Genomic DNA, 20032 nt, shown 5'->3' on the forward strand with positions numbered 1-20032 from the left:
CTTTTCGGGTTCATGACCTGTCTGGCCAGCGTGGCCACGACACCGGCGCAAGCGAGCGAAATCCGCTACATCGTCAACAATGTGCCGGTGACGAGCTACGATATCGCCCGGCGCAAGGCGTTTTTGCGGCTGCAACGCCGCTCGGCCAATGCCTCGGACGAGATGATCGAGCAGACGCTGAAGAATATCGAGATCAACCGACTCAACATCCGGGTTCCCGATGCCGATGTCGACGCGGCCTATGGACGGTTTGCCTCCGGCAACAAGCTGTCGAAAAGCCAGCTCGATCAGATCATGGCCCAATCGGGCGTGACGAAGAGCCATTTCAAGGACTTCATCCGCTCCCAGATCGGCTGGAACCGGGCGCTGGGCGCCCGGTTCCGCGCGACGGAACGCCTCACCGAGCAGGACGCGGCCCATCGCATGCTGCAGGATGGCGGCAACAAGCCGACGGCGACCGAGTATATGCTGCAGCAGGTGATTTTCGTCATCCCTTCGGCCGAACGCAAATCGCTGCTCAGCCGGCGCAAGAAGGAAGCCAACGCCATGCGCGGCCGCTTCAACAACTGCCAGAATACGCGTGAGTTCGCCAAGGGCCTCGTCGACGTTACCGTCCGTGACCTGGGCCGGGTGATCGCGCCGGAACTGCCGCCGGACTGGAAGAGCCTGATCCTGGAAACCAAACCCGGCCAGGCGACCAAGATCCGCGAAACCGAGCGCGGTGTTGAATTCATCGGCATTTGCAGCACGCGCGAGATTTCGGATGACCGCGTCGCCCAGATGGTGTTCGAAAACGAAGGCGAACTCGACAAGAAGGCGGCCGAGCTTTCCGAGAAATATCTCAAGGAACTGCGCGAGAAAGCCAGCATCATTGAGCGCTGAACAGCGACGCCCGCTTGCCCTGACATGCGGCGATCCTTCCGGCATCGGACCCGATATCGCGCTGGCGGCCTGGGCTGCGCGCGCGCACTATGCCCTGCCGCCGTTCTATGTGCTGGGTGATGCCGAGCAGCTTGCCGTGCGCGCGCGCAGCTTGGGTCTGTCGATCCGTTTCAAGCCGTCCGACCCCGCCTCGGCGGCGGGCGACTTCGAAACGGCGCTACCGGTCGTGCCGCTCCACAACCGTCTGACCGACAGGCCGGGCGCGCCGTCCTCGGCCAATGCCGCCGGCATCATCGAGGCGATCGAACGTGGCGTTGCCGACACACTTTCGGGCGCGGCCGGCGCGATCGTCACCGGACCGATCGCCAAGAAGCCGCTTTACGACGCCGGTTTCGCCTTTCCCGGCCATACCGAGTTTCTGGCCCATCTGGCGCAAAAAGCTACCGGCATGCCGGCCAGACCGGTGATGATGCTTGCCGGGCCGGAACTACGCGCCGTGCCGGTCACCATCCATATCCCGCTCGCCGCCGTCCCGGCCCGGCTTACGACGGCGCTGATCGTGGAAACCGGCCAAATCACGGCCGGCGACCTGGCGCGTCGTTTCGCCATCGCCAGCCCGCGCCTCGCGGTGGCCGGGCTCAACCCGCATGCTGGAGAAGACGGCGCAATGGGCCGCGAGGATATCGACATCGTGCGGCCCGCAGTCGACGCGCTGCGTGCGGAAGGGATCGACGCGCGCGGTCCGCTGCCGGCCGACACGCTGTTTCACGCCGAGGCGCGGCACAGCTACGACGCCGCGCTTTGCATGTATCACGATCAGGCCTTGATACCGGCCAAAGCGCTGGCCTTCGACAAGACGGTCAATGTCACGCTCGGCCTGCCTTTCGTGCGTACCTCTCCCGACCACGGCACAGCCTTCGCGATCGCCGGCACGGGCGCAGCGCGCGCCGACAGTCTCGTTGCCGCGCTGCACCTGGCGGCGCGACTGGCGACGACGGAAGCCGGACATAAGGCTGCATGACGCGCGACGGCCTGCCTCCCCTGCGCGAGGTCATCCAGCAGCACGGGCTTGCTGCGAAAAAATCGCTCGGCCAGAATTTTCTGCTCGATCTCAACCTGACCGACAAGATCGCACGCACAGCGGGCGACCTTTCCGGGACCACGGTGATCGAGGTCGGCCCCGGTCCCGGCGGGCTGACACGGGCGCTTCTGGCGAATGAGGCCAAAAGGGTGATCGCCATCGAGCGCGACGAACGCTGTCTAGCGGCCCTTCAGGAAATTGAGCGCCACTATCCGGGCCGGCTCGAGATCGTTGCCGGTGATGCGCTCAGGACCGATTTCGCCACACTCGCGGCAGGTGCCGGGCCGGTACGGATCGTGGCCAACCTACCCTACAATATCGGTACCGAGCTGTTGGTGCGCTGGCTCACCGTCGAGCCCTGGCCCCCATTCTACGTCTCGATGACATTGATGTTTCAGCGTGAGGTCGCCGAGCGGATCGTGGCAATGCCCGGTGAAAGTGCCTACGGACGGCTCGGCGTTCTCGCCGGCTGGCGCAGCTCGGCCCGAATCGCCTTCACCGTGCCGCGCGAGGCCTTTACCCCGCCGCCCAAGATCACCTCGGCGGTTGTCCACCTGACACCGCGATCCGCGCCGTTGGCATGCGAGGCCAAGCGACTTGCGCGGATCACCCAGGCCGCATTCGGCCAACGCCGAAAAATGCTGCGTCAAAGCCTGAAGGCGCTCGGTGGCGAAACGCTGCTGCAAAAGGCCGGGATCGAGCCGACGCGGCGGGCCGAAACCCTGTCGATCGCGGAGTTCGTCGCTTTGGCCAACGCGCTCGAGGGCTGAGCCGGCCCTATTATTCGGTCCGCTCGTCAAGCAGCCCGCTGACGAAATCGAACAGGCCCGGCCGGCGATCGCGTTTCAGGCGTTCGGCGACAACGATAGCGCGCACGGCGGCGTAGGCGCGATCGAGATCGTCATTGACCACGACATAGTCGTAGTCGCGCCAATGTTCGATTTCGGAACGCGCATTCTCGAGCCTGGTCTGGATGGTGGTGTCGGAATCCTCCGCTCGCCGGCGCAATCGCGATTTCAGTTCGGTCATCGACGGCGGCAGGATGAAGATCGATACGATGTCGGCCGGCATCGTCGCCTTGAGCTGTTCGGCGCCCTGCCAGTCGATATCGAACAGCATGTCGCGGCCTTCATCCATGGCGATCTCGACCGGCTCGCGCGGCGTACCGTAGAAATTGCCGTGCACCTCGGCGGATTCCAGCAGCGCATCGGTGTCGCGCATGCGCTCGAAATCCCGCGTCGACAGAAAATGATAATGCACGCCGTCGATCTCGCTGCCGCGCCGCGGTCGGGTCGTCACGCTGACCGACAATTCCAGCCCGCCATCGTTTTCGAGCAGGCTGCGCGCAATCGTCGACTTGCCCGCGCCGGACGGCGAGGACAAAACCAGCATCAAGCCGCGACGGCGAATTGACAAGGCGGGCTGCATGGCGCCCATGGGCTACTCCAGATTCTGAACCTGTTCGCGAAACTGATCGACGACGGCCTTCAGTTCGAGCCCGATGGCGGTGACCGACGTCGCATTGGACTTCGAACACAGCGTATTCGATTCGCGATTGAACTCCTGCGCCAAAAAATCGAGCTTGCGCCCGACAGCGCCACCTTTCTTCAGCAATTGCCGCGCCGTCGCGACATGGGCTTTCAGGCGATCGAGCTCCTCGCGGATGTCGGCGCGCGTGGCCAGAAGGGCGGCTTCGGTGTGCAGACGCTGTTCGTCGAGGCCGGAGGCCGCGTCGAGCAGCAATCCGACCTGCATGGCGATACGCTCGCGAATGGCCGCCGGCTCGCGCGAGGGATCGGCTTCGGCATCGCGGGTGTATTTCTCGATCGCGGCGACGTGGTCTTCGAGCACGACGGCGAGCTGTTCGCCCTCCGCCAGACGCGCGGCCTCCAGATCCTCCAATACGCTGTCGAACGCGGTCATGATGACCGCGTCGAGGGCTTCGCGCCCCTCCTCGTCCTCGACCGTGTCCGGGATGTCGAGCACGCCGCGCAGCGCAAGCAGCCCGTCGGCGGAAGCCGGCGAGCAGCCGAATTGCTCTTCCAGACGCCGGGCAAGGCCGGCAACATCGCGCAGGAAGGCCTCGTTGACGACGGGTTGCGCCAGCCCCGGCTGCCGGCTGACGACCAGCGTGGCCTGGACGTTGCCGCGCGAGAACCGGCGCTGCACCGCCTGCTTGGCCGGCAGTTCGAGCCGTTCGAAGCCGGACGGTAGCCGCAGGCGCACGTCGAGGCCGCGGCCATTGACCGAACGCACCTCCCAGGAAATGGCGGTGCCGTCCCGATCGGCCGCCGCACGGGCAAAGCCCGTCATGCTTTGTAGCGCCATCACTCCCCCCGCCCCCCGGCGTTAGGTCAGTTCGAGCCGGTCCCGTCCTGACCGGTTTCGTCCGCCTGGTCCCGTCTCTTCTTCTCGATCTCGCGCCAGCGCGCAACGTTTTCATTGTGCTCGTCCAGCGTCTTGGCGAACACATGCCCTCCCGTGCCGTCGGCCACGAAATAGTACTCGTCGGTCTTTGACGGGTTGGCGACCGCCTCCAGCGCGGCGCGGCCGGGCGTGGCGATCGGCGTGGGCGGCAGCCCGTCGATCAGATAGGTGTTGTAGGGGGTCAGCTTGTCGATGTCGGAGCGGTAGATCGGCCGGTCGGACGGCTTGCCTTCGCCGCCGAACAGGCCGTAGACGATCGTCGGATCGGACTGGAGCCGCATGCCGCGCCGCAGCCGGTTGATGAACACCGCGGCAACGCGCGGCCGTTCGTCGGCGCGGCCGGTCTCCTTTTCCACGATCGAGGCGAGTGTCACGAATTCGTCGATCGTCTCCAGCGGCAGGCCCTCGACGCGGCGTTCCCAAACCTCTTCGACCAGGCTTTTCTGGTCGGCGATCATCTTTTCGATCAGTTCGGCGCGCGTTGTTCCGCGCGTGAAACGCTGCGTGTCGGCAACCAGCGCGCCTTCCGGCGGCAGCTCGGCCGGCATCTCGCCGGTCAGCGCTTCGTGCTTGGCGATCCGATCAAAGGCCTGGTTGACCGTCAGTCCCTCGGGAACGGTCAGCGAATAGAGCACCGAGCGTCCGCTGACCAACAGATCCATGATGTCGCGCATGGAGGCGCCGGCCTTGATCTCATACTCGCCCGCCTTGAGGGCGTCGTCGGCGCCGGCGGCCCTCACGCCCAGCCGGAACACGTTGCGGTCGCTGATCAGATTGCGCCGCTCCAGCATCAAGGCAATCTCCGAAACGCTCGTTGCCGGCTTGACCAGCACCATCTCGGTGCTTTGCGCAGGACCGGGACTGTCGAACTCTCGCTTGCCCAGATAGACGGCGAGACCGGCGACCAGAACCACGAAGATAACCGTCGACATGACGAAATTCATGAACACGACGACCTGGTTGCGCGAGCCCTGCGAGCGCCGCGGCGGCGGGGTGCCCTGTTCGGGACGCAGCGCTTCGCTCGCGGATTTCGGCACGATCGGCTTCGGCGCCTCGTTCCTGTTGCCGAAAGTGGTTTCGTTCGCCGGTTCCGTAGTCATCGGCCGTCACGCTTCTCCGTTATGCCAAAACCCGACGCCGTCCCGCCGGGACGTTGCAAGGACTAGCGATGAATATGGCAAAATTGACGACCGGCGCAGCCGTTTAGCCATCATGGCGGCGGAAAACGAGCGAAGCATTGGTGCCCCCGAAGCCGAAAGAGTTCGACAGCGCCACATCGATCGTCCGGTCCTTGGGCCGATTGGGCACCAGATCGAGCGCGGTTTCGACGGACGGATTTTCCAGATTGATGGTCGCCGGCGCCTTGTTGTCGCGGATAGCCAGGATGGAAAAGATCGCCTCGGCCGCCCCGGCCGCGCCCAGAAGATGGCCGATGGAGGATTTGGTCGACGACATGGCGATCCCCGAGGCCGCATCGCCCACCAGGCGCTCGACCGCGCCCAGCTCGATCGTGTCGGCCATGGTCGAGGTGCCGTGCGCGTTGATATAGTCGACGTCGCCGGGCGTCAGGCCGGCGCGTTTGAGAGCCGCGCTCATGCAGCGATAGGCGCCGTCGCCGTCTTCGGACGGGGCGGTGATATGGAAAGCGTCGCCGCTTAGACCATAACCGATGATTTCGGCGTAAATCCGCGCGCCGCGCGCCTTGGCGTGCTCCAGTTCCTCAAGCACGACCACGCCGGCCCCCTCGCCCATCACGAACCCGTCACGGTCGCGATCATAGGGACGCGAGGCCTTTTGCGGCGTGTCGTTGTAGGCGGTGGACAAGGCCCGGCAGGCCGCGAAGCCGGCGAGTGACAAACGGTTGATCGGCGCTTCCGCGCCGCCGGCCAGCATCACCTCGGCGTCGCCGTAGGCGATCAGCCGCGCCGCGTCGCCGATCGCATGCGCTCCGGTCGAACAGGCCGTGACCACGGCATGGTTCGGCCCCTTCAGGCCGTGCCGGATCGAGACCTGACCCGAAACCAGATTGATGATATTGCCGGGAATGAAGAACGGGCTGATGCGGCGTGGGCCGCGATCACGCAGGATGAGTGCGTTTTCGGCGATGCCCTCGACGCCGCCGATGCCGGAACCGATCATCACGCCGGTGGCGTTCTGGTCGTCCGGCGTTTTCGGCGCCCAGCCCGAATCCTTCAGCGCCTCGTCGGCGGCGGCGATGCCGTAGAGGATGAAATCGCCGACTTTGCGCTGTTCCTTGGGCTCGAGCACATGGTCGGGATTGAACGTGGCATCGCTGCCGTCGCCCCGCGGAACGACATTGGCGATTTTGCACGGCAGATCGTCGGTCTCGAAATGCTCGACCCGCCGTGCCGCGCTTTCACCCGACAAAAGACGGCGCCAGGAATGCTCAACGCCCACCCCGAAGGGGGAAACGAGACCCATTCCCGTGACGACGACTCGTCTCATCACTCAACCACCACGGATATTTTGCGGAATTGCCCGAAGGCTGCCGTTAGGCGGAGGCTTTGTCGATATACTTGACCGCATCGCCCACGGTCAGGATCGTCTCGGCCGCGTCGTCGGGGATCTCCACGCCGAACTCTTCCTCGAAGGCCATGACCAGTTCGACGGTGTCCAGGCTGTCCGCGCCAAGATCGTCGATAAAGCTCGCGCCCTCGGTGACCTTGTCGGCTTCAACGCCAAGATGCTCTACAACGATTTTTTTGACGCGCTCTGCGGTGTCGCTCATTTGGAAACCCTCGACTTCGGTTCAAGTTGGTCTTCGTTAGCGGCAGGATGCCCGCTAATCAAGTTGAAAGATCGCGCCACGCCGGCATGACCGGCCACGGCTTCTCCGGACAAAAAACCGGCGCAAAACGCACGGCGGACAGTGCCCGGATCGCCAGTTTGCCGGGCCGCATACCATGAAAACCCGGACCGGCAAAGGCGAAAACACGCCGCAAAGAAGCGCATTGCCGCCATTTCGGCGCCCGCGGACGACGACGGCCGAATCAACGGCGCGGCGGGCTCAAATCATCGCCATGCCGCCGTTCACGTGCAGGGTCTGTCCCGTCATATAGGCCGCCTCGGTGGAGGCGAGAAAGGCCACGGCAGCGGCAACCTCGGCGCCGGTTCCCATGCGCTTCATCGGGATCGCCCCCATGATCGCGTCACGCTGCTTGTCGTTGAGCTTGCCGGTCATCGCCGATTCGATGAAGCCGGGCGCCACGCAATTGACGGTGATGTTACGGCTCGCCACTTCCTGCGCCAGCGATTTCGAGAAGCCGATCATGCCGGCCTTGGAGGCGCAGTAATTGGCCTGGCCGGGATTGCCGGTGACGCCGACGACGGAGGTAATGTTGACGATGCGGCCGAAGCGGCGGCGCATCATCGGATGGGTGAGTTCGCGCGTCAGGCGGAAGACGGCGGTCAGATTGACCTCTAAAACAGCATCCCAGTCGTCGTCCGACATGCGCACGAACAAGCCGTCGCGGGTGATGCCGGCATTGTTGACGAGAATATCGACGCCGTCGAGTTCGGCTTCGGCCTTCTGGCCCAGCGCCTTGACGGCAGCGCGGTCGGACAGATCGGCCGGAAAGATCGTCACACGCTCGCCGAGCTCGCCGGCAAGGGCCTCGAGCTTTTCGACACGGGTTCCGTGCAAGCCGACATTGGCGCCCTGGGCGTGCAGCAGGCGGGCAACCGCCTCGCCGATGCCGCCGGAAGCGCCGGTGATGAGGGCCTTGCGGCCGGTGAGATCAAGCATGGTTCGTCTCCTGCTGGGCTCCGAGGCCAGCCCGCGCGGCCGGCAGGGCGTGGCCGCGATGGTTCGTTACAAGGCGGCGAGCGCCGCGTCGATATCGGCCGGGGTGCCGACGCTGGCGGTCGCCAGCGTGCGGTCGATGCGGCGGGCAAGCCCCGACAGCACCTTGCCGGCGCCGATCTCGTAAAGCCCGGTCACGCCGTTGCCGGCGAAAAACTCCACCGTCTCGCGCCAGCGTACGCGGCCGGTGACCTGCTCGACCAGGCGCCGTGCGATCTCGTCAGGATCGGTGAGCGGGGTGACGGTGACGTTGGCCACCACCGCGATGGCGGGCGCCTGCATCGCCACCTCGGCCAGGGCCGTGCGCATGGCCTCGGCGGCCGGCGCCATCAGCGCGGAATGGAACGGCGCGGAAACCGGCAGCATGATGGCGCGCTTGGCGCCCTTTTCGGTGCACAGCGCGGCTGCGGCTTCGACAGCCGCCTTTGCGCCGGAGATGACGATCTGGCCGCCGCCATTGTCGTTGGCGATCTGGCAAACCCCGTTGCCGGCCGCCTGGCAGGCGGCTTCGACCTCGGCGTCGTCCAGGCCCAGGATCGCCGCCATGGCACCCTCGCCCGGTGGCACCGCCGCCTGCATGGCATTGCCGCGGATACGCAGCAGGCGCGCGGTATCGGCAAGCGAGAAGACGCCGGCCGCACACAAGGCCGAATATTCGCCCAGGGAATGGCCGGCGAGATAGTCGACCTTGTCCTCCAGCACCAGCCCGCGCGCCTGCATGGCGCGCAAGGCGGCGATGGAGACGGCCATCAGCGCCGGCTGCGCGTTCGCCGTCAGCGTCAGCCTGTCCTCCGGTCCCTCCCACATCAGCGTCGACAACTTCTCGCCCAGCGCCTCGTCGACCTCTTCGAAGACGGCACGGGCCTCGGGGAAGGCCTCGGCCAGCTCGCGGCCCATGCCGACGGCCTGGCTACCCTGGCCGGGAAAGGTGAATGCGATCGCCATCGGGCGGTATCTCCCCTTCGATTGTCTCGCGCTGCCTGTGCGGCAGGACGGACCGCGAAGTCAAGGCCGGGCAGACAATCACCAGGAGGCCGCGAGCGGGAGCGCCGGGGCGATCCCTTCTCAGCCGGCCGGCAAGGCGGTCTCCACCAGCCTTGCCCAGTAGGAGCAGCCGATCGGGATGATCTCGTCGTCGAAATCGTATTCGGGATGGTGGAGATATTGGGTGTCGCCCTGGCCAAGATAGATGAAGGCGCCCGGCCGCGCCTCCAGCATGAACGCGAAATCCTCGCCGCCCATGACCTGCGGCGTTTCGGTGTCGACCTTGTCGCCGGCCACCTGGCGCGCCACGTCGGCTGCGAAACCGGCCTCGCGGGCATGGTTGGACAAGACCGGGTAGTGGCGCTGATAGTCGAGCGTGGCCTTGGCGCCGAAAGCGGCGGCGGTGTTTTCGACCACCTGCGCCATGCGTTCTTCCAGAAGGTCGCGCACTTCCGGCGACAGGGTGCGCGCCGTGCCGGTGAGCCGCGCGGTCTGCGGAATGACGTTGAAGGCGTCGCCCGCCTTGAACGTCGTCACCGAGATCACCGCCGCCTCCACCGGATCGACGCTGCGCGACACGACCGACTGCAAGGCGGTCATGATATGCGCGCCGACAAGCGTGGTGTCGATGCAGCGCTGCGGGCGCGCGGCATGCCCGCCCACGCCTTCGATGTCGATCACGAACATGTCGGCCGCGGCCATCATCGAGCCGCTCCTGAGCGCGAACTGGCCGAACGGAATCCCCGGCGCGTTGTGCATGCCGTAGACCTCGTCGATCGAGAACCGATCCATCATGCCTTCCTCGACCATGACGCGACCACCGCCGCCGCCCTCCTCGGCGGGCTGGAAGATGACCACCGCAGTGCCATCGAAATTGCGCGTTTCGGCAAGGTAGCGCGCCGCGCCCAAAAGCATGGCGATGTGGCCGTCATGGCCGCAGGCATGCATGACACCCGGCGTCGTGGACTTGTAAGGCCGCTCGACCGCCTCCTGGATCGGCAGGGCATCCATGTCGGCGCGCAGGCCGATCGTCCTGCCGGACTCCGTCTTGCGGCCACGAATGACGCCGACCACCCCCGTGCGCCCGATGCCGGTGACGACTTCGTCGACCCCGAATGACTTGAGCTTGTCGGCGACGAGCGCCGCCGTGCGATGGACATCGAACTGCAGTTCGGGATGGGCGTGGATGTCGCGGCGCCACGCGGTGACATCCTGATGAAACTCGGCAATCCGGTTGACGATCGGCATGTTGTTTTCTCCTCCGGCTCGTTTCGGCGTTTCTGCGTTCCCTTGCCGCCGTTTTGCACGATCGTCGGCGGCGCGCAAAAGAAAATCGGATGATCCAGCCCCCCGCCCGGCCGCGCGCCGACGGCAAGCGGCCTTGCATGGCCGGATCGCCCTCCCCATCTTAGCGCGACCGCGCAAGGGGCTTGGCGGCAAACAGGGGAAATGCTCGTCCGTGCGCGATATCGTCTTCGTCATCGTCGGTTTCATTCTGTTGTTCGGCGGCGGCGAACTTCTCGTGCGCGGCGCGGTTTCGGCGGCCAGGCGGTTCGGCGTCACGGAACTGGTGATCGGCCTCACCGTGGTCGGATTCGGCACGTCGATGCCGGAATTGCTGGTCTCCGTCGAGGCTGCCCTGAAAGGCCGGCCCGAAATCGCCATCGGCAATGTCGTCGGGTCCAACATGGCCAACCTGCTTCTGATCGGCGGCGTGACGGCGGTGCTCGCCCCGTCCGGCGGCTGGGGCGCGGATGTGCGCCGTGACGTGCTGTTGATGCTTATCGCCACGGCGCTGCTGTTGCTGGCTGCCGCCTTTGGCGTGCTGCCGACTTGGGGCGGCCTGCTGCTGGTGCTGTTTCTGGTCGCCTATCTCTACGCTCATTACCGTGCCAGCCGGAACGGCGGTGAAGCCGATGGCGGCAGCGTCGTGGTCGCGCCGAAAAAACCGGCCTGGCTCGCCGCCACGCTGCTTGCGGCGGGTCTGGCGCTGCTGTTCGTGGGTGCCGATCTGCTGGTCGAGGGCGCCAGCGCCATCGCCCTGGCGCTCGGGGTTTCGGAAGCCGTGGTCGGCCTGTCGATCGTCGCCATCGGCACCAGCCTGCCCGAACTCGCGACCTCGGTGGTGGCCGCCTGGCGCGGCCGGGCGGGCGTTGCCATCGGCAACATCGTGGGATCGAATATTTTCAACATACTGGGCATATTGGGCGTGACGGCGCTGGTCGCGCCGCTGCCGATCTCCGAACGGTTCTGGCAGGTCGACGTTCCGCTGGTGCTCGCGATCAGTCTCGCCTTCGCCGCGATGCTGGTCTTGCGCGACCGGCTGGGCCGCACCACCGGCTTCGTCATGCTGGCCGCCTACGTCGCCTACACGATCGGCCTATATACCGTTGCCGGCTAGACGCCCGCGCTTGGGTAGTGTCTCAGTTTGAAATCATGAGCCGGTAACGACCGGGGGCGATCCGAACAAAAAGCTCGGTCGTTCTCCCGTTGCCAACGGCATGTTTGGATAGAAATACGCGATATGTGTTGTCGGCCCAACCTGGACAGGCGGCCTTGACCTCTCTTGCGCTGAACGGCTCGCGGAGCCGGCCAGAACGAACTGCGGCATAAATTTCTGAGGCAAACTTCTTCATGCTGCTGACTTCCGTTTCTTGTATGACCCGCGCGGTCCCGGCTTTGGCGCAACGGCGTCCATCATCGCGACCAGATCATCCATCGACCAGAGCTTGTCGGTCACGCCAGCGGCCATTGCAGGCGTCATGCGCAGCGTCTTGTGCATCTTGATGAAGTTGTACCAGACCGTATAGATCGCGACCATGTGCACGTGGTTCTCGAATTTCTTCGAGAACGCACTCGTCAGGCGGGTAAAGCGGCGGTTGGCCATGCGCATCGTCAGGTTGGCGCGCTCCACATGTGACGTGCTGACGTGCACCGGGTCGGGCGATCCCTCAATGCGGGTCTTCTTTGCGCCAGTGCACACAGCGGGGCTGTAGCGGCGTTCAGGCGACCGCTTGGAGCCTTCCGGCTCGCCGTACTGCTTCACCAGCATTGCATAGTCGATATCAGCGCCGAACGCTTCTTCGACCGCATTAAGATAGACCGAATGACCGTCCGTCGTAAGCTGGACGCGATTGGCAAGGCGGTCGCGAACGTCATCCATGAACGCCAACGCATAGTCGCTGTCGCGCCCGCCGACGAGCCAAGAGACAATCAGCTTGCTGTCGCTGTCTAGTGCGGTCCAGGTCCACACGTCGCCAGCGCCTTCCACGGGCTGCTTCATGTTCGGAACGTTCTTCGCCTTCGCGCCGACAAACGACCAGATTTCGTCACACTGGACGCGCTTTGCCTTTACGTCGCGGACTTCGCGGTCGTGCAGATCGGCGCAGAACATGCCGGCATCGACCAGCAGCTTTGAAACCGTGTTGATCGACACGTCCGCAACGCGCGAGATCGAGCGCATGGACGATCCCTCGCAGAGCATAGAGAGAATTTGGACGCGGGTTTTCAGGGGCAGCTTGTTCACGCCTTTAATATGTGAACTTTTATGCTTAGTGTCAAGCATATTGTTTAAGCCAATCCGCCTATTGACGCCAAAGACTTTAAGCTATAAACAAATTTCGACGCTTCAGGCAAATCGCACAAGGGCATGTCGGAATGGCTACGGACGAAGAGCAGATGCGCCAACACATCCTCGCGCAAGCTACGAGGAGTTTTCCGAAGGCGTTTCTGATGGAGGCCTTGGATCGTATCCGGCGGGCATATCTCGAAGAGTTTTCGGCCGTGGCCCACAATGTGACCACTCTAGCTGAGCAGCGGATATTCAAACTGAATCAGGATCGGTGTTTCCGGATCGATTGGGAACTGCACGAAGCCGCCGCGGCCCACGGTCTGAACGTCACTGCAAAGGAATTGCCCTACAACAAATGGCATCATACCTACGTCACGGCTGGGGCTTTTGGCTTGACGCAATCATACGTGCCGAGGGCTGGCGATTTGCCGCAGCCGGCGAAATTCAGGGATGCGCTTGCGGAAGCAGCAAACTGTCCTAGGTTGCCGCTTGATGATTCTGCCGAGATCTACTCCGCGAAGGAATTCTATGCGCTGTTTGCCCACACGCCGGTTGGGCGGCGGTTCAGTGAGGACGAGCAGAAGCTCGGCACACTCATGTTTTGCGTTCCGGATCGTACCATGAAGTCATGGGCACTCTCTGTTGGCGTTCCTGAGATCATTGCCCTGTATCCGGCAGACGAGAAAGCTAAGAAGGAGGACCGCACGGTTCCGACTTGGAGGCGGGACAAGGATGCGGGTTCGAAAAAAGCATGAGCATAGCTACAGGATTTGTTGGAACTCGTCTCAGCGAGGCTAGACGCGCGCGCGGCATCACTGCCAGTGATCTCGCCAGCATGATCCATGTTAGCGTTCAATCGCTCAGCAAGTATGAAAACGGTCATCAGACGCCGCGCCATGAGACGGTAGACAAGCTCTCTTCAACCCTTGGGATTCCGAGGCAATACTTTTTCCTTGCCCAGCGCTTCGATGATAGTCGGCCTGTTTTCTGGCGGTCCAAGCTGACCGCGCAGGCGGGCGATCTCGATAGGGCGTCGGTTCGGTTGGATTGGCTCAAAGAAGTCGTTGATTATTTGGGCGACTTCTTCGATTTCCCCGCGCTCGATTTGGTGGATTTTGATGTGCCCAGCGATCCGCTGAGCATTTCTCGTGATTTTGTTGAGGATGCGGCAAATACCCTGCGGAGTGAATGGAACGTTCGGCGTGGCCCGCTTCCCGACGTTCTGGAGAGAGTTGAAGCCAGCGGCATTCTGGTTTCGCGGATTCACGTCAATGCAGAAAAGGTCGATGCCTTTTCGCAATGGTCGGACAAGTTCGGCATCCCGTTCATCATGCTGTCACGCGACAAAGCGAGTGCCGCGCGGCAACGGTTTGATGCGTTGCACGAGCTGGCCCACATCCTTTTTCACCGGAACGTCACCCATGCGCACCTGAACAACAGAGCGACGTATAAGCTTCTGGAAAAACAGGCAGATGCGTTTGCTAGCTTCATGCTGCTTCCTGAGCAGGACTTCTTGGACGAGCTTTATGCGCCAACGCTGGACGGTATGGTTAGTCTCAAGGAACGATGGGGCACATCGGTTGCGGCAATGATCATGCGCTTGAGTTCGCTGGATATTTTGGACGACTTCCAGTCCAAGCGGATGTGGATGAATTACACTCGGCGCGGATGGAGGAAAGGCGAACCCTTTGACGGTAAGACAGAGAAGGAGGAACCCTATCTAATCCGCCGCAGCTTCGAGATGCTACTGAACGAAAAGGTCCAAACAGTAGCCGATATCCGCGCTGCCCTACCATTCCCGGTAGACGATCTCGAGGAAATTGCCGATCTCCCAGTGGGCACGTTGGGTGCGCCCGTGCATGAACGACCGGAACCCGTCCTTAAGCCGGGGATTGGTGGCTCACAGGGGAACGTTGTCTCTCTAAGTGACCGCCGAAGGAGTTAGGGCTTCTTGGCCCATCGCTTTTCAGCAGCCTTCCGGGCGATCTCCGCGCGCCGCTCCGGTGACAGATTGGCGGCGCGCTTCTTGCCGCCCTTAGCGCCGAGTTCCTTCGCGGCGGCGTCCTTGCCGTCGTCTGGCGTTTCGTCTTCGTCCTCACCGGTCGCAATGCGCATGACCTTCACGGCATTGCCAATCACGTCGGCGGGGCGCTTCTGACCTTTAGGTCCGGTCGGCATCGGAAACCTTTCGGGATTTGACGTTCCAAATTTGGGCGTCAACAGAGTGTGGGTCCGTTTTGAACGGCTCCAGAACCTTTTTGATTGCGTCCTCGTGGCCTTCAGCTGTTACGATCTCTGTCCGTGTGGGCGCTTCGCCTTCGGGGCCCCAAGACACTTCATATTTGTCCATATCGCCTCCCATGCTTTCCGGTAAGCATATAGGAGTTCGGGCCGGGGTGCGACAACCGCGTGCGCGGCGTCAGATTTCAAACTGAGACACTACCTGCGCTTGCCAGATTGGCAAAAACCTGTATAAGCGCGCTCACTCTGCCGGTCCAGTTGGGGGCTGAACGGAGGGCCGTGCGCGCATTTCCTTTGAAAATTCGCTCCGCGTGTGAAGGCAAAAGGCCTTCCGCCTCCCGTGTCTCCGCTCTCGACCGTCTCGACCATGCGCCTTTCTTCTCCCGCCAGAGCGGGCAAAGACAAGTCGCAGAGGCTTAGCCGCTGGTTGCCGGGAGAGCGAAACGGAAGAAAGGCAAAGAAACAATGGCTCTTTACGAACATGTGTTCCTTGCCCGGCAGGATCTGTCGCAGCAGCAGATCGACGCGCTTGTCGAACAGTACAAGGGTGTCGTGGAAGCCAATGGCGGATCGGTCGGCCGGGTGGAAAACTGGGGACTGAAGTCCCTGACCTACCGCATCAAGAAAAACCGCAAGGCCTATTTCACGCTCATGGACCTGAGCGCACCGGCTGCCGCCATCAACGAGATGGAGCGCCAGATGGGCCTGTCGGAAGACGTGTTGCGCTTCATGACCATCCGCGTCGACGCGCATGAGGAAGGCCCCTCGGCGATGATGCAGAAGCGCGACCGCGACGATCGCGGCGACCGCTTCGGCGGCCGTGGCGATCGCGGCCCGCGCCGGCCGCGCGAACAGTCCTAAGGAGCACGACAATGGTCGACATCAACCAGATCCCGACCCGGCGCCCCTTTCATCGCCGGCGCAAGACCTGCCCGTTCTCCGGCTCCAACGCGCCGAAGATCGACTACAAGGACGTAAAGCTGCTGCAGCGCTATATTTCCGAGCGCGGCAAGATCGTGCCCTCGCGCATCACCGCAGTCAGCCAGAAGAAGCAGCGCGAACTCGCCAAGGCGATCAAGCGCGCGCGTTTCCTCGGCCTTCTGCCCTACGTGGTCCGCTAAGGCTCCTCGGCGCCGCCGCCAGGCGGCGCCAGTCCCCCGCGACGGGCGCGGTACGGACGGATCGAACGAAAATCCCGGGCTGGGGCCCATGCCCCTAACTGCCGGATGGCAGGACAGCGACAGGACGGCGACCATGCCGCCATTCGGCTTCCCGCAATCCGGCCCGCGCCGCAAAGGCGCCCGAAACAAGGATTGATACGATGGAAGTCATTCTTCTCGAACGCATCGCACGGCTCGGCCAGATGGGCGAAACAGTCAAGGTGCGCGACGGCTACGCCCGCAATTTCCTGCTGCCGCAGGGCAAGGCGCTGCGCGCCAACGAAGCCAACAAGAAAAAGTTCGAAAGCCAGCGCGTCCAGCTCGAAGCGCGCGACCTGGAGCGCAAGTCCGAAGCCGAAAAGATCGCCGAGCGCCTCGACGGTATGTCCTTCATCATCGTGCGTGCGGCCGGCGAAACCGGCCAGCTCTATGGTTCGGTGTCCCCGCGCGACATCGCCGACCTGCTGGCCGAAGAGGGCTTTTCGGTCAATCGCAACCAGGTCGAGCTCAACCAGCCGATCAAGGCGATCGGGCTGACCAACGTCATCATTGCGCTTCACCCGGAAGTCGAGGTGACCGTGACCATGAACATCGCGCGCTCCACCGACGAGGCCGAACGCCAGGCAGCCGGCGAGAAGCTGGATTCGGCGGAAGCGATCTACGGCGACGACATCAACGAAAACGCTCGCCCGGACAGTTTCTTCGACCCGAACGAGGACGGCGAAGGGTTCGACGAGGGCGATCAAACGGTCTGATACAGAAAAAAAACCGTTCAGGATCAATGCCCGGGATGCGAATTCCGGGCATTTTTTCTTGATCGAAGGACGGCTGTTCCCACATTCTCGGGTACGGGTGATCCAAAGTGACTGTTGCGGGAGGTGCTGCTCCCATGAACGTGTTTTTGCGCAGCCTTATCGAACGTCTGATCCGGACGGGCAATCTGACCGTGATCGACCACAGGGGCCGGTCGGCCTCGTTCGGCGACCAGAGCGGACCTCGCGTGACGGTCGCCATCCATTCCGCCCATGCCGAGCGCGCCATCACCTTCGACCCGGTGCTCGCCCTGCCCGAGAGCTACATGAATGGCGAGATCGACCTTCTGGAAGGCGATCTGCTCGACCTTTTGCAGGTGATCTACCAAAACTCCCCGACCCTGGATGTCGGCGCCTTGTGGACCCGGATGGCCGACGGTTTCCGGCACGGGCTGAGGCGGTTGCAGCAATTCAACACGACCGAACGCGCCCGACGCAACGTGCGCCGGCACTACGACCTTTCGCGCGAACTCTACCAGCTCTTTCTCGATCGAGACCTGCAGTATTCCTGCGCCTATTTTGCGCGGCCGGACATGACGCTCGAGGAGGCCCAGGAGGCCAAGAAACGCCACCTCGCCGCCAAGCTGGCGCTCACGCCCGGACAGACCGTGCTGGACATCGGATGCGGTTTCGGCGGGCTCGGCCTCTATCTCGCCCGCAATTTCGATGTCGACGTCTTGGGCATCACCCTGTCGGAGGAACAGTTGGCGATCGCCTCCGAGCGCGCACAGCAGGAAAGGCTGGAGGGCCGGGCCCATTTCGAGCTCAGGGACTACCGCAAGCTCGGCGAGCGCTTCGACCGCATCGTTTCGGTCGGCATGTTCGAGCATGTCGGCGTCAATCATTACCGCGCCTTCTTCGACAAGTGTGCGACGATCCTGAAACCGGACGGCGTTATGGCGCTGCACTCGATCGGCCGCTCGGGGCCGCCATCGACGACCACGCCCTTCATCCGCAAGCATATTTTTCCCGGCGGCTACATTCCCGCACTCTCGGAAGTGCTGCCGGCGATCGAGCGCTCGGGCCTGCAGGTCACCGACGTCGAGATACTGCGCCTTCATTACGCCGAGACGCTCAAGCACTGGCGCCAGCGTTTTGCCGCCAACCGCGACCGCGTGCGCGAGATTTACGACGAACGGTTCTGCCGGATGTGGGAATTTTATCTCGCCGGCTCGGAGGCCGGTTTCCGCTGGCAGGATCTGATGGTGTTCCAGATCCAGCTCACACGCCGCAACGACACCCTGCCGGTGACCCGCGACTATATCGGCGTCGCCGAAGACAGGCTGGCCGATGCCGACGAGCGCCGACCGCCCGACCCGGCCGCCGCGCAAAAGCGCAAGCGCACGCCGTCGTAGTTCCTGCCGGCGCCACGGCGCAAACGGGAAGCCGGCGGCCGTCGGTGGTAGAATGTGATTCGGTCAATCAGTTTGTGACGCGCCGCGCGAATTGTCCTGTGGACGCGTGTGAATTGCGTGCGGTGAACGCTTTTACTTCACCATTCGTTAACCGGTTCTGGTACCGAAAGGCCGACAGGGGCCGAAGGGAATCATGGCAGAAGCAGTCCACAAGCTCGGCGCGCCGGAAACGCCGCTCTATCGCGAGCCGCCGCACAATATCGAGGCCGAGCAGGCGCTGCTCGGCGCGATTCTGGTCAACAACGACGCCTTCTACCGGGTGTCGGATTTCCTGAAGCCGGGTCATTTCTTCGAGCCGCTGCACCGCAAGATCTTCGAGGTCGCGGGCGAACTGATCCGCATGGGCAAGACCGCCAACCCGGTGACGATGAAGACCTTCCTGCCGGCGGAGGAAAAAGTCGGCGACATGACGGTGGCGCATTACCTCGCGCGCCTGGCCGCGGAGGCCGTCACGGTCATCAACGCCTCCGATTACGGGCGTGCGATCTACGACCTGGCCACGCGCCGGGCGCTGATCACGGTCGGCGAGGACATGGTCAACATCGCCTTCGACGCGCCGGTCGACATGTCGCCCGCCGACCAGATCGAGGACGCCGAGCGCCGCCTGTTCGAGCTTGCCGAAACCGGACGCTACGATGGCGGCTTCGAGAGTTTTACCGACGCCGTCAAGACCGCGATCGACATGGCCAACGCCGCCTATATGCGCGACGGCCATCTCTCGGGCATCTCGACGGGTTTTCGCGATATTGACGGCCGACTGGGCGGGCTGCAGCCCTCCGACCTGATCATCCTGGCCGGGCGACCTGCGATGGGCAAGACGTCGCTGGCGACCAATATCGCCTTCAACGTCGCCGCCGCCTACACGCCGGCGCAGCAGGCCGATGGCTCGTTCAAGGCCGCCAATGGCGGCGTGGTCGGCTTCTTTTCGCTCGAAATGTCGTCCGAACAGCTCGCCACCCGCATCATCTCCGAGCAGACGGAAATCTCGTCGTCGAAGATCCGCCGCGGCGAGATCACGGAGACCGAGTTCGAAAAGCTCGTCGCCTGCTCGCAGATGATGGAAAAGACCCCGCTTTATATCGACCAGACCGGCGGCATCTCGATCGCCCAGCTCGCCGCCCGCGCCAGACGCCTCAAGCGCCAGCGCGGCCTCGACGTGATCGTCATCGACTATGTTCAGCTCATGCAGGGCACGAGCGCGCGCGCGGCGCAGAACCGGGTCCAGGAAATCACCGAGATCACCACCGGGCTGAAGGCGCTGGCCAAGGAACTGCAGGTGCCGATCATCGCGCTGTCGCAGCTCTCGCGCCAGGTCGAAAACCGCGACGACAAGCGCCCGCAGCTCGCCGACCTGCGCGAATCGGGCTCGATCGAGCAGGATGCCGACGTGGTGCTGTTCGTCTATCGCGACGAATATTACATGCAGAACAAGGAGCCGGAGGAAGGCACGCCCGAATACGAGGAGTGGCGGATGAAGTTCGAGCGGGTGAAGGGCAAGGCCGAACTGATCGTCGCCAAGCAGCGCCACGGCCCCACAGGAACCGTGGAACTCGCCTTCGAGGGCCAGTTCACGCGCTTCTCCGACCTGGCCGAGGAAGATCGCCTTCCCGAGCGTTTCGAGTAGGCCGGCGTTTCG

The 20032-nt window shown here is 63.5% G+C and carries 22 protein-coding genes; 11 read left to right on the plus strand and 11 right to left on the minus strand.

Annotated features, from left to right (window positions below; genetic code table 11):
- The first annotated feature begins 12 nt into the window (after nt 1-12).
- The 3 genes from C7T96_RS23920 to rsmA are packed head-to-tail and all read left to right on the plus strand — an operon-like array spanning nt 13 to nt 2733.
- A complete protein-coding gene (locus C7T96_RS23920) occupies nt 13-882 on the plus strand; it encodes a peptidylprolyl isomerase (protein WP_127597533.1) in 870 nt (289 codons plus the stop codon).
- Nucleotides 872-1903, plus strand: a complete 1032-nt coding sequence (gene pdxA, locus C7T96_RS16595; protein ID WP_348627252.1) for a 4-hydroxythreonine-4-phosphate dehydrogenase PdxA — start codon at nt 872-874, stop codon at nt 1901-1903. Before C7T96_RS23920 ends, pdxA begins: the two co-directional genes overlap by 11 nt.
- The gene (gene rsmA, locus C7T96_RS16600) at nt 1900-2733 is read left to right on the plus strand and encodes a 16S rRNA (adenine(1518)-N(6)/adenine(1519)-N(6))-dimethyltransferase RsmA (protein WP_106572364.1); all 834 of its coding nucleotides are present in this window, start codon (nt 1900-1902) and stop codon (nt 2731-2733) included. The genes pdxA and rsmA overlap by 4 nt, the downstream gene beginning before the upstream one ends.
- 10 nt (nt 2734-2743) lie before the next feature.
- Here rsmA and gmk read toward each other — a convergent pair whose 3' ends face one another.
- From gmk to C7T96_RS16640, 8 genes are all read right to left on the minus strand, one after another.
- Nucleotides 2744-3400, minus strand: coding sequence for a guanylate kinase (gmk, locus tag C7T96_RS16605; protein ID WP_106572365.1), 657 nt, complete (start codon nt 3398-3400; stop codon nt 2744-2746).
- Nucleotides 3401-3403: 3 nt separating this feature from the next.
- Nucleotides 3404-4291 (minus strand): YicC/YloC family endoribonuclease, encoded by an 888-nt coding sequence (locus C7T96_RS16610; protein WP_106572366.1) that lies wholly within the window; start codon nt 4289-4291, stop codon nt 3404-3406.
- Between the two features lie 26 nt (nt 4292-4317).
- Nucleotides 4318-5490 (minus strand): endolytic transglycosylase MltG, encoded by a 1173-nt coding sequence (gene mltG / locus C7T96_RS16615; protein ID WP_106572367.1) that lies wholly within the window; start codon nt 5488-5490, stop codon nt 4318-4320.
- Between the two features lie 103 nt (nt 5491-5593).
- Nucleotides 5594-6856, minus strand: coding sequence for a beta-ketoacyl-ACP synthase II (fabF, locus tag C7T96_RS16620; RefSeq protein ID WP_106572368.1), 1263 nt, complete (start codon nt 6854-6856; stop codon nt 5594-5596).
- Between the two features lie 46 nt (nt 6857-6902).
- The gene (locus C7T96_RS16625) at nt 6903-7139 is read right to left on the minus strand and encodes an acyl carrier protein (RefSeq protein WP_106572369.1); all 237 of its coding nucleotides are present in this window, start codon (nt 7137-7139) and stop codon (nt 6903-6905) included.
- Between the two features lie 279 nt (nt 7140-7418).
- On the minus strand, nt 7419-8156 hold the full coding sequence (gene fabG, locus C7T96_RS16630; RefSeq protein WP_106572370.1) for a 3-oxoacyl-[acyl-carrier-protein] reductase: 738 nt from the start codon (nt 8154-8156) through the stop codon (nt 7419-7421).
- 66 nt (nt 8157-8222) lie between these two features.
- Nucleotides 8223-9158, minus strand: a complete 936-nt coding sequence (fabD, locus tag C7T96_RS16635; RefSeq protein WP_106572371.1) for an ACP S-malonyltransferase — start codon at nt 9156-9158, stop codon at nt 8223-8225.
- A 120-nt stretch (nt 9159-9278) separates the two neighbouring features.
- Nucleotides 9279-10445 carry a M20 aminoacylase family protein gene (locus C7T96_RS16640; protein ID WP_106572372.1) on the minus strand — a complete coding sequence of 389 codons (1167 nt, stop codon included), beginning with the start codon at nt 10443-10445 and terminating at the stop codon, nt 9279-9281.
- 211 nt (nt 10446-10656) lie between these two features.
- On the opposite strand from C7T96_RS16640, the gene C7T96_RS16645 reads away from it, so the two are divergent.
- Complete coding sequence (locus C7T96_RS16645) at nt 10657-11598, plus strand: calcium/sodium antiporter (protein ID WP_238719735.1); 942 nt, start codon at nt 10657-10659, stop codon at nt 11596-11598.
- 22 nt (nt 11599-11620) lie between these two features.
- Here C7T96_RS16645 and C7T96_RS23925 read toward each other — a convergent pair whose 3' ends face one another.
- On the minus strand, nt 11621-11833 hold the full coding sequence (locus C7T96_RS23925) for a hypothetical protein (protein ID WP_146149201.1): 213 nt from the start codon (nt 11831-11833) through the stop codon (nt 11621-11623).
- On the minus strand, nt 11830-12723 hold the full coding sequence (locus C7T96_RS16650; RefSeq protein WP_199190505.1) for a DDE-type integrase/transposase/recombinase: 894 nt from the start codon (nt 12721-12723) through the stop codon (nt 11830-11832). The genes C7T96_RS23925 and C7T96_RS16650 overlap by 4 nt, the downstream gene beginning before the upstream one ends.
- Nucleotides 12724-12854: 131 nt before the next feature.
- On the opposite strand from C7T96_RS16650, the gene C7T96_RS16655 reads away from it, so the two are divergent.
- Both C7T96_RS16655 and C7T96_RS16660 read left to right on the plus strand, forming a co-directional pair.
- Complete coding sequence (locus C7T96_RS16655; protein WP_106572375.1) at nt 12855-13523, plus strand: hypothetical protein; 669 nt, start codon at nt 12855-12857, stop codon at nt 13521-13523.
- Nucleotides 13520-14713, plus strand: a complete 1194-nt coding sequence (locus C7T96_RS16660; protein ID WP_106572376.1) for an XRE family transcriptional regulator — start codon at nt 13520-13522, stop codon at nt 14711-14713. The genes C7T96_RS16655 and C7T96_RS16660 overlap by 4 nt, the downstream gene beginning before the upstream one ends.
- Here the strand turns inward: C7T96_RS16660 and C7T96_RS16665 are convergent.
- Nucleotides 14710-14946, minus strand: coding sequence for an RNA-binding protein (locus C7T96_RS16665; protein ID WP_106572377.1), 237 nt, complete (start codon nt 14944-14946; stop codon nt 14710-14712). The two genes, C7T96_RS16660 and C7T96_RS16665, sit on opposite strands and share 4 nt — an antisense overlap.
- Nucleotides 14947-15474: 528 nt before the next feature.
- Here C7T96_RS16665 and rpsF point away from each other — a divergent pair.
- From rpsF to C7T96_RS16690, 5 genes are all read left to right on the plus strand, one after another.
- Complete coding sequence (gene rpsF / locus C7T96_RS16670; RefSeq protein ID WP_106572378.1) at nt 15475-15870, plus strand: 30S ribosomal protein S6; 396 nt, start codon at nt 15475-15477, stop codon at nt 15868-15870.
- 11 nt (nt 15871-15881) lie between these two features.
- A complete protein-coding gene (gene rpsR / locus C7T96_RS16675; RefSeq protein WP_106572379.1) occupies nt 15882-16130 on the plus strand; it encodes a 30S ribosomal protein S18 in 249 nt (82 codons plus the stop codon).
- A gap of 200 nt (nt 16131-16330) precedes the next feature.
- A complete protein-coding gene (rplI, locus tag C7T96_RS16680; protein ID WP_106572380.1) occupies nt 16331-16924 on the plus strand; it encodes a 50S ribosomal protein L9 in 594 nt (197 codons plus the stop codon).
- 134 nt (nt 16925-17058) lie between these two features.
- Nucleotides 17059-18336 (plus strand): cyclopropane-fatty-acyl-phospholipid synthase family protein, encoded by a 1278-nt coding sequence (locus tag C7T96_RS16685; RefSeq protein ID WP_106572381.1) that lies wholly within the window; start codon nt 17059-17061, stop codon nt 18334-18336.
- Nucleotides 18337-18529: 193 nt separating this feature from the next.
- Nucleotides 18530-20020, plus strand: a complete 1491-nt coding sequence (locus tag C7T96_RS16690; protein WP_106572382.1) for a replicative DNA helicase — start codon at nt 18530-18532, stop codon at nt 20018-20020.
- Nucleotides 20021-20032 lie beyond the last annotated feature (12 nt).

The organism is Nitratireductor sp. StC3 (genome assembly GCF_003015025.1).
Lineage (GTDB): Bacteria > Pseudomonadota > Alphaproteobacteria > Rhizobiales > Rhizobiaceae > Mangrovimarina > Mangrovimarina alexandrii.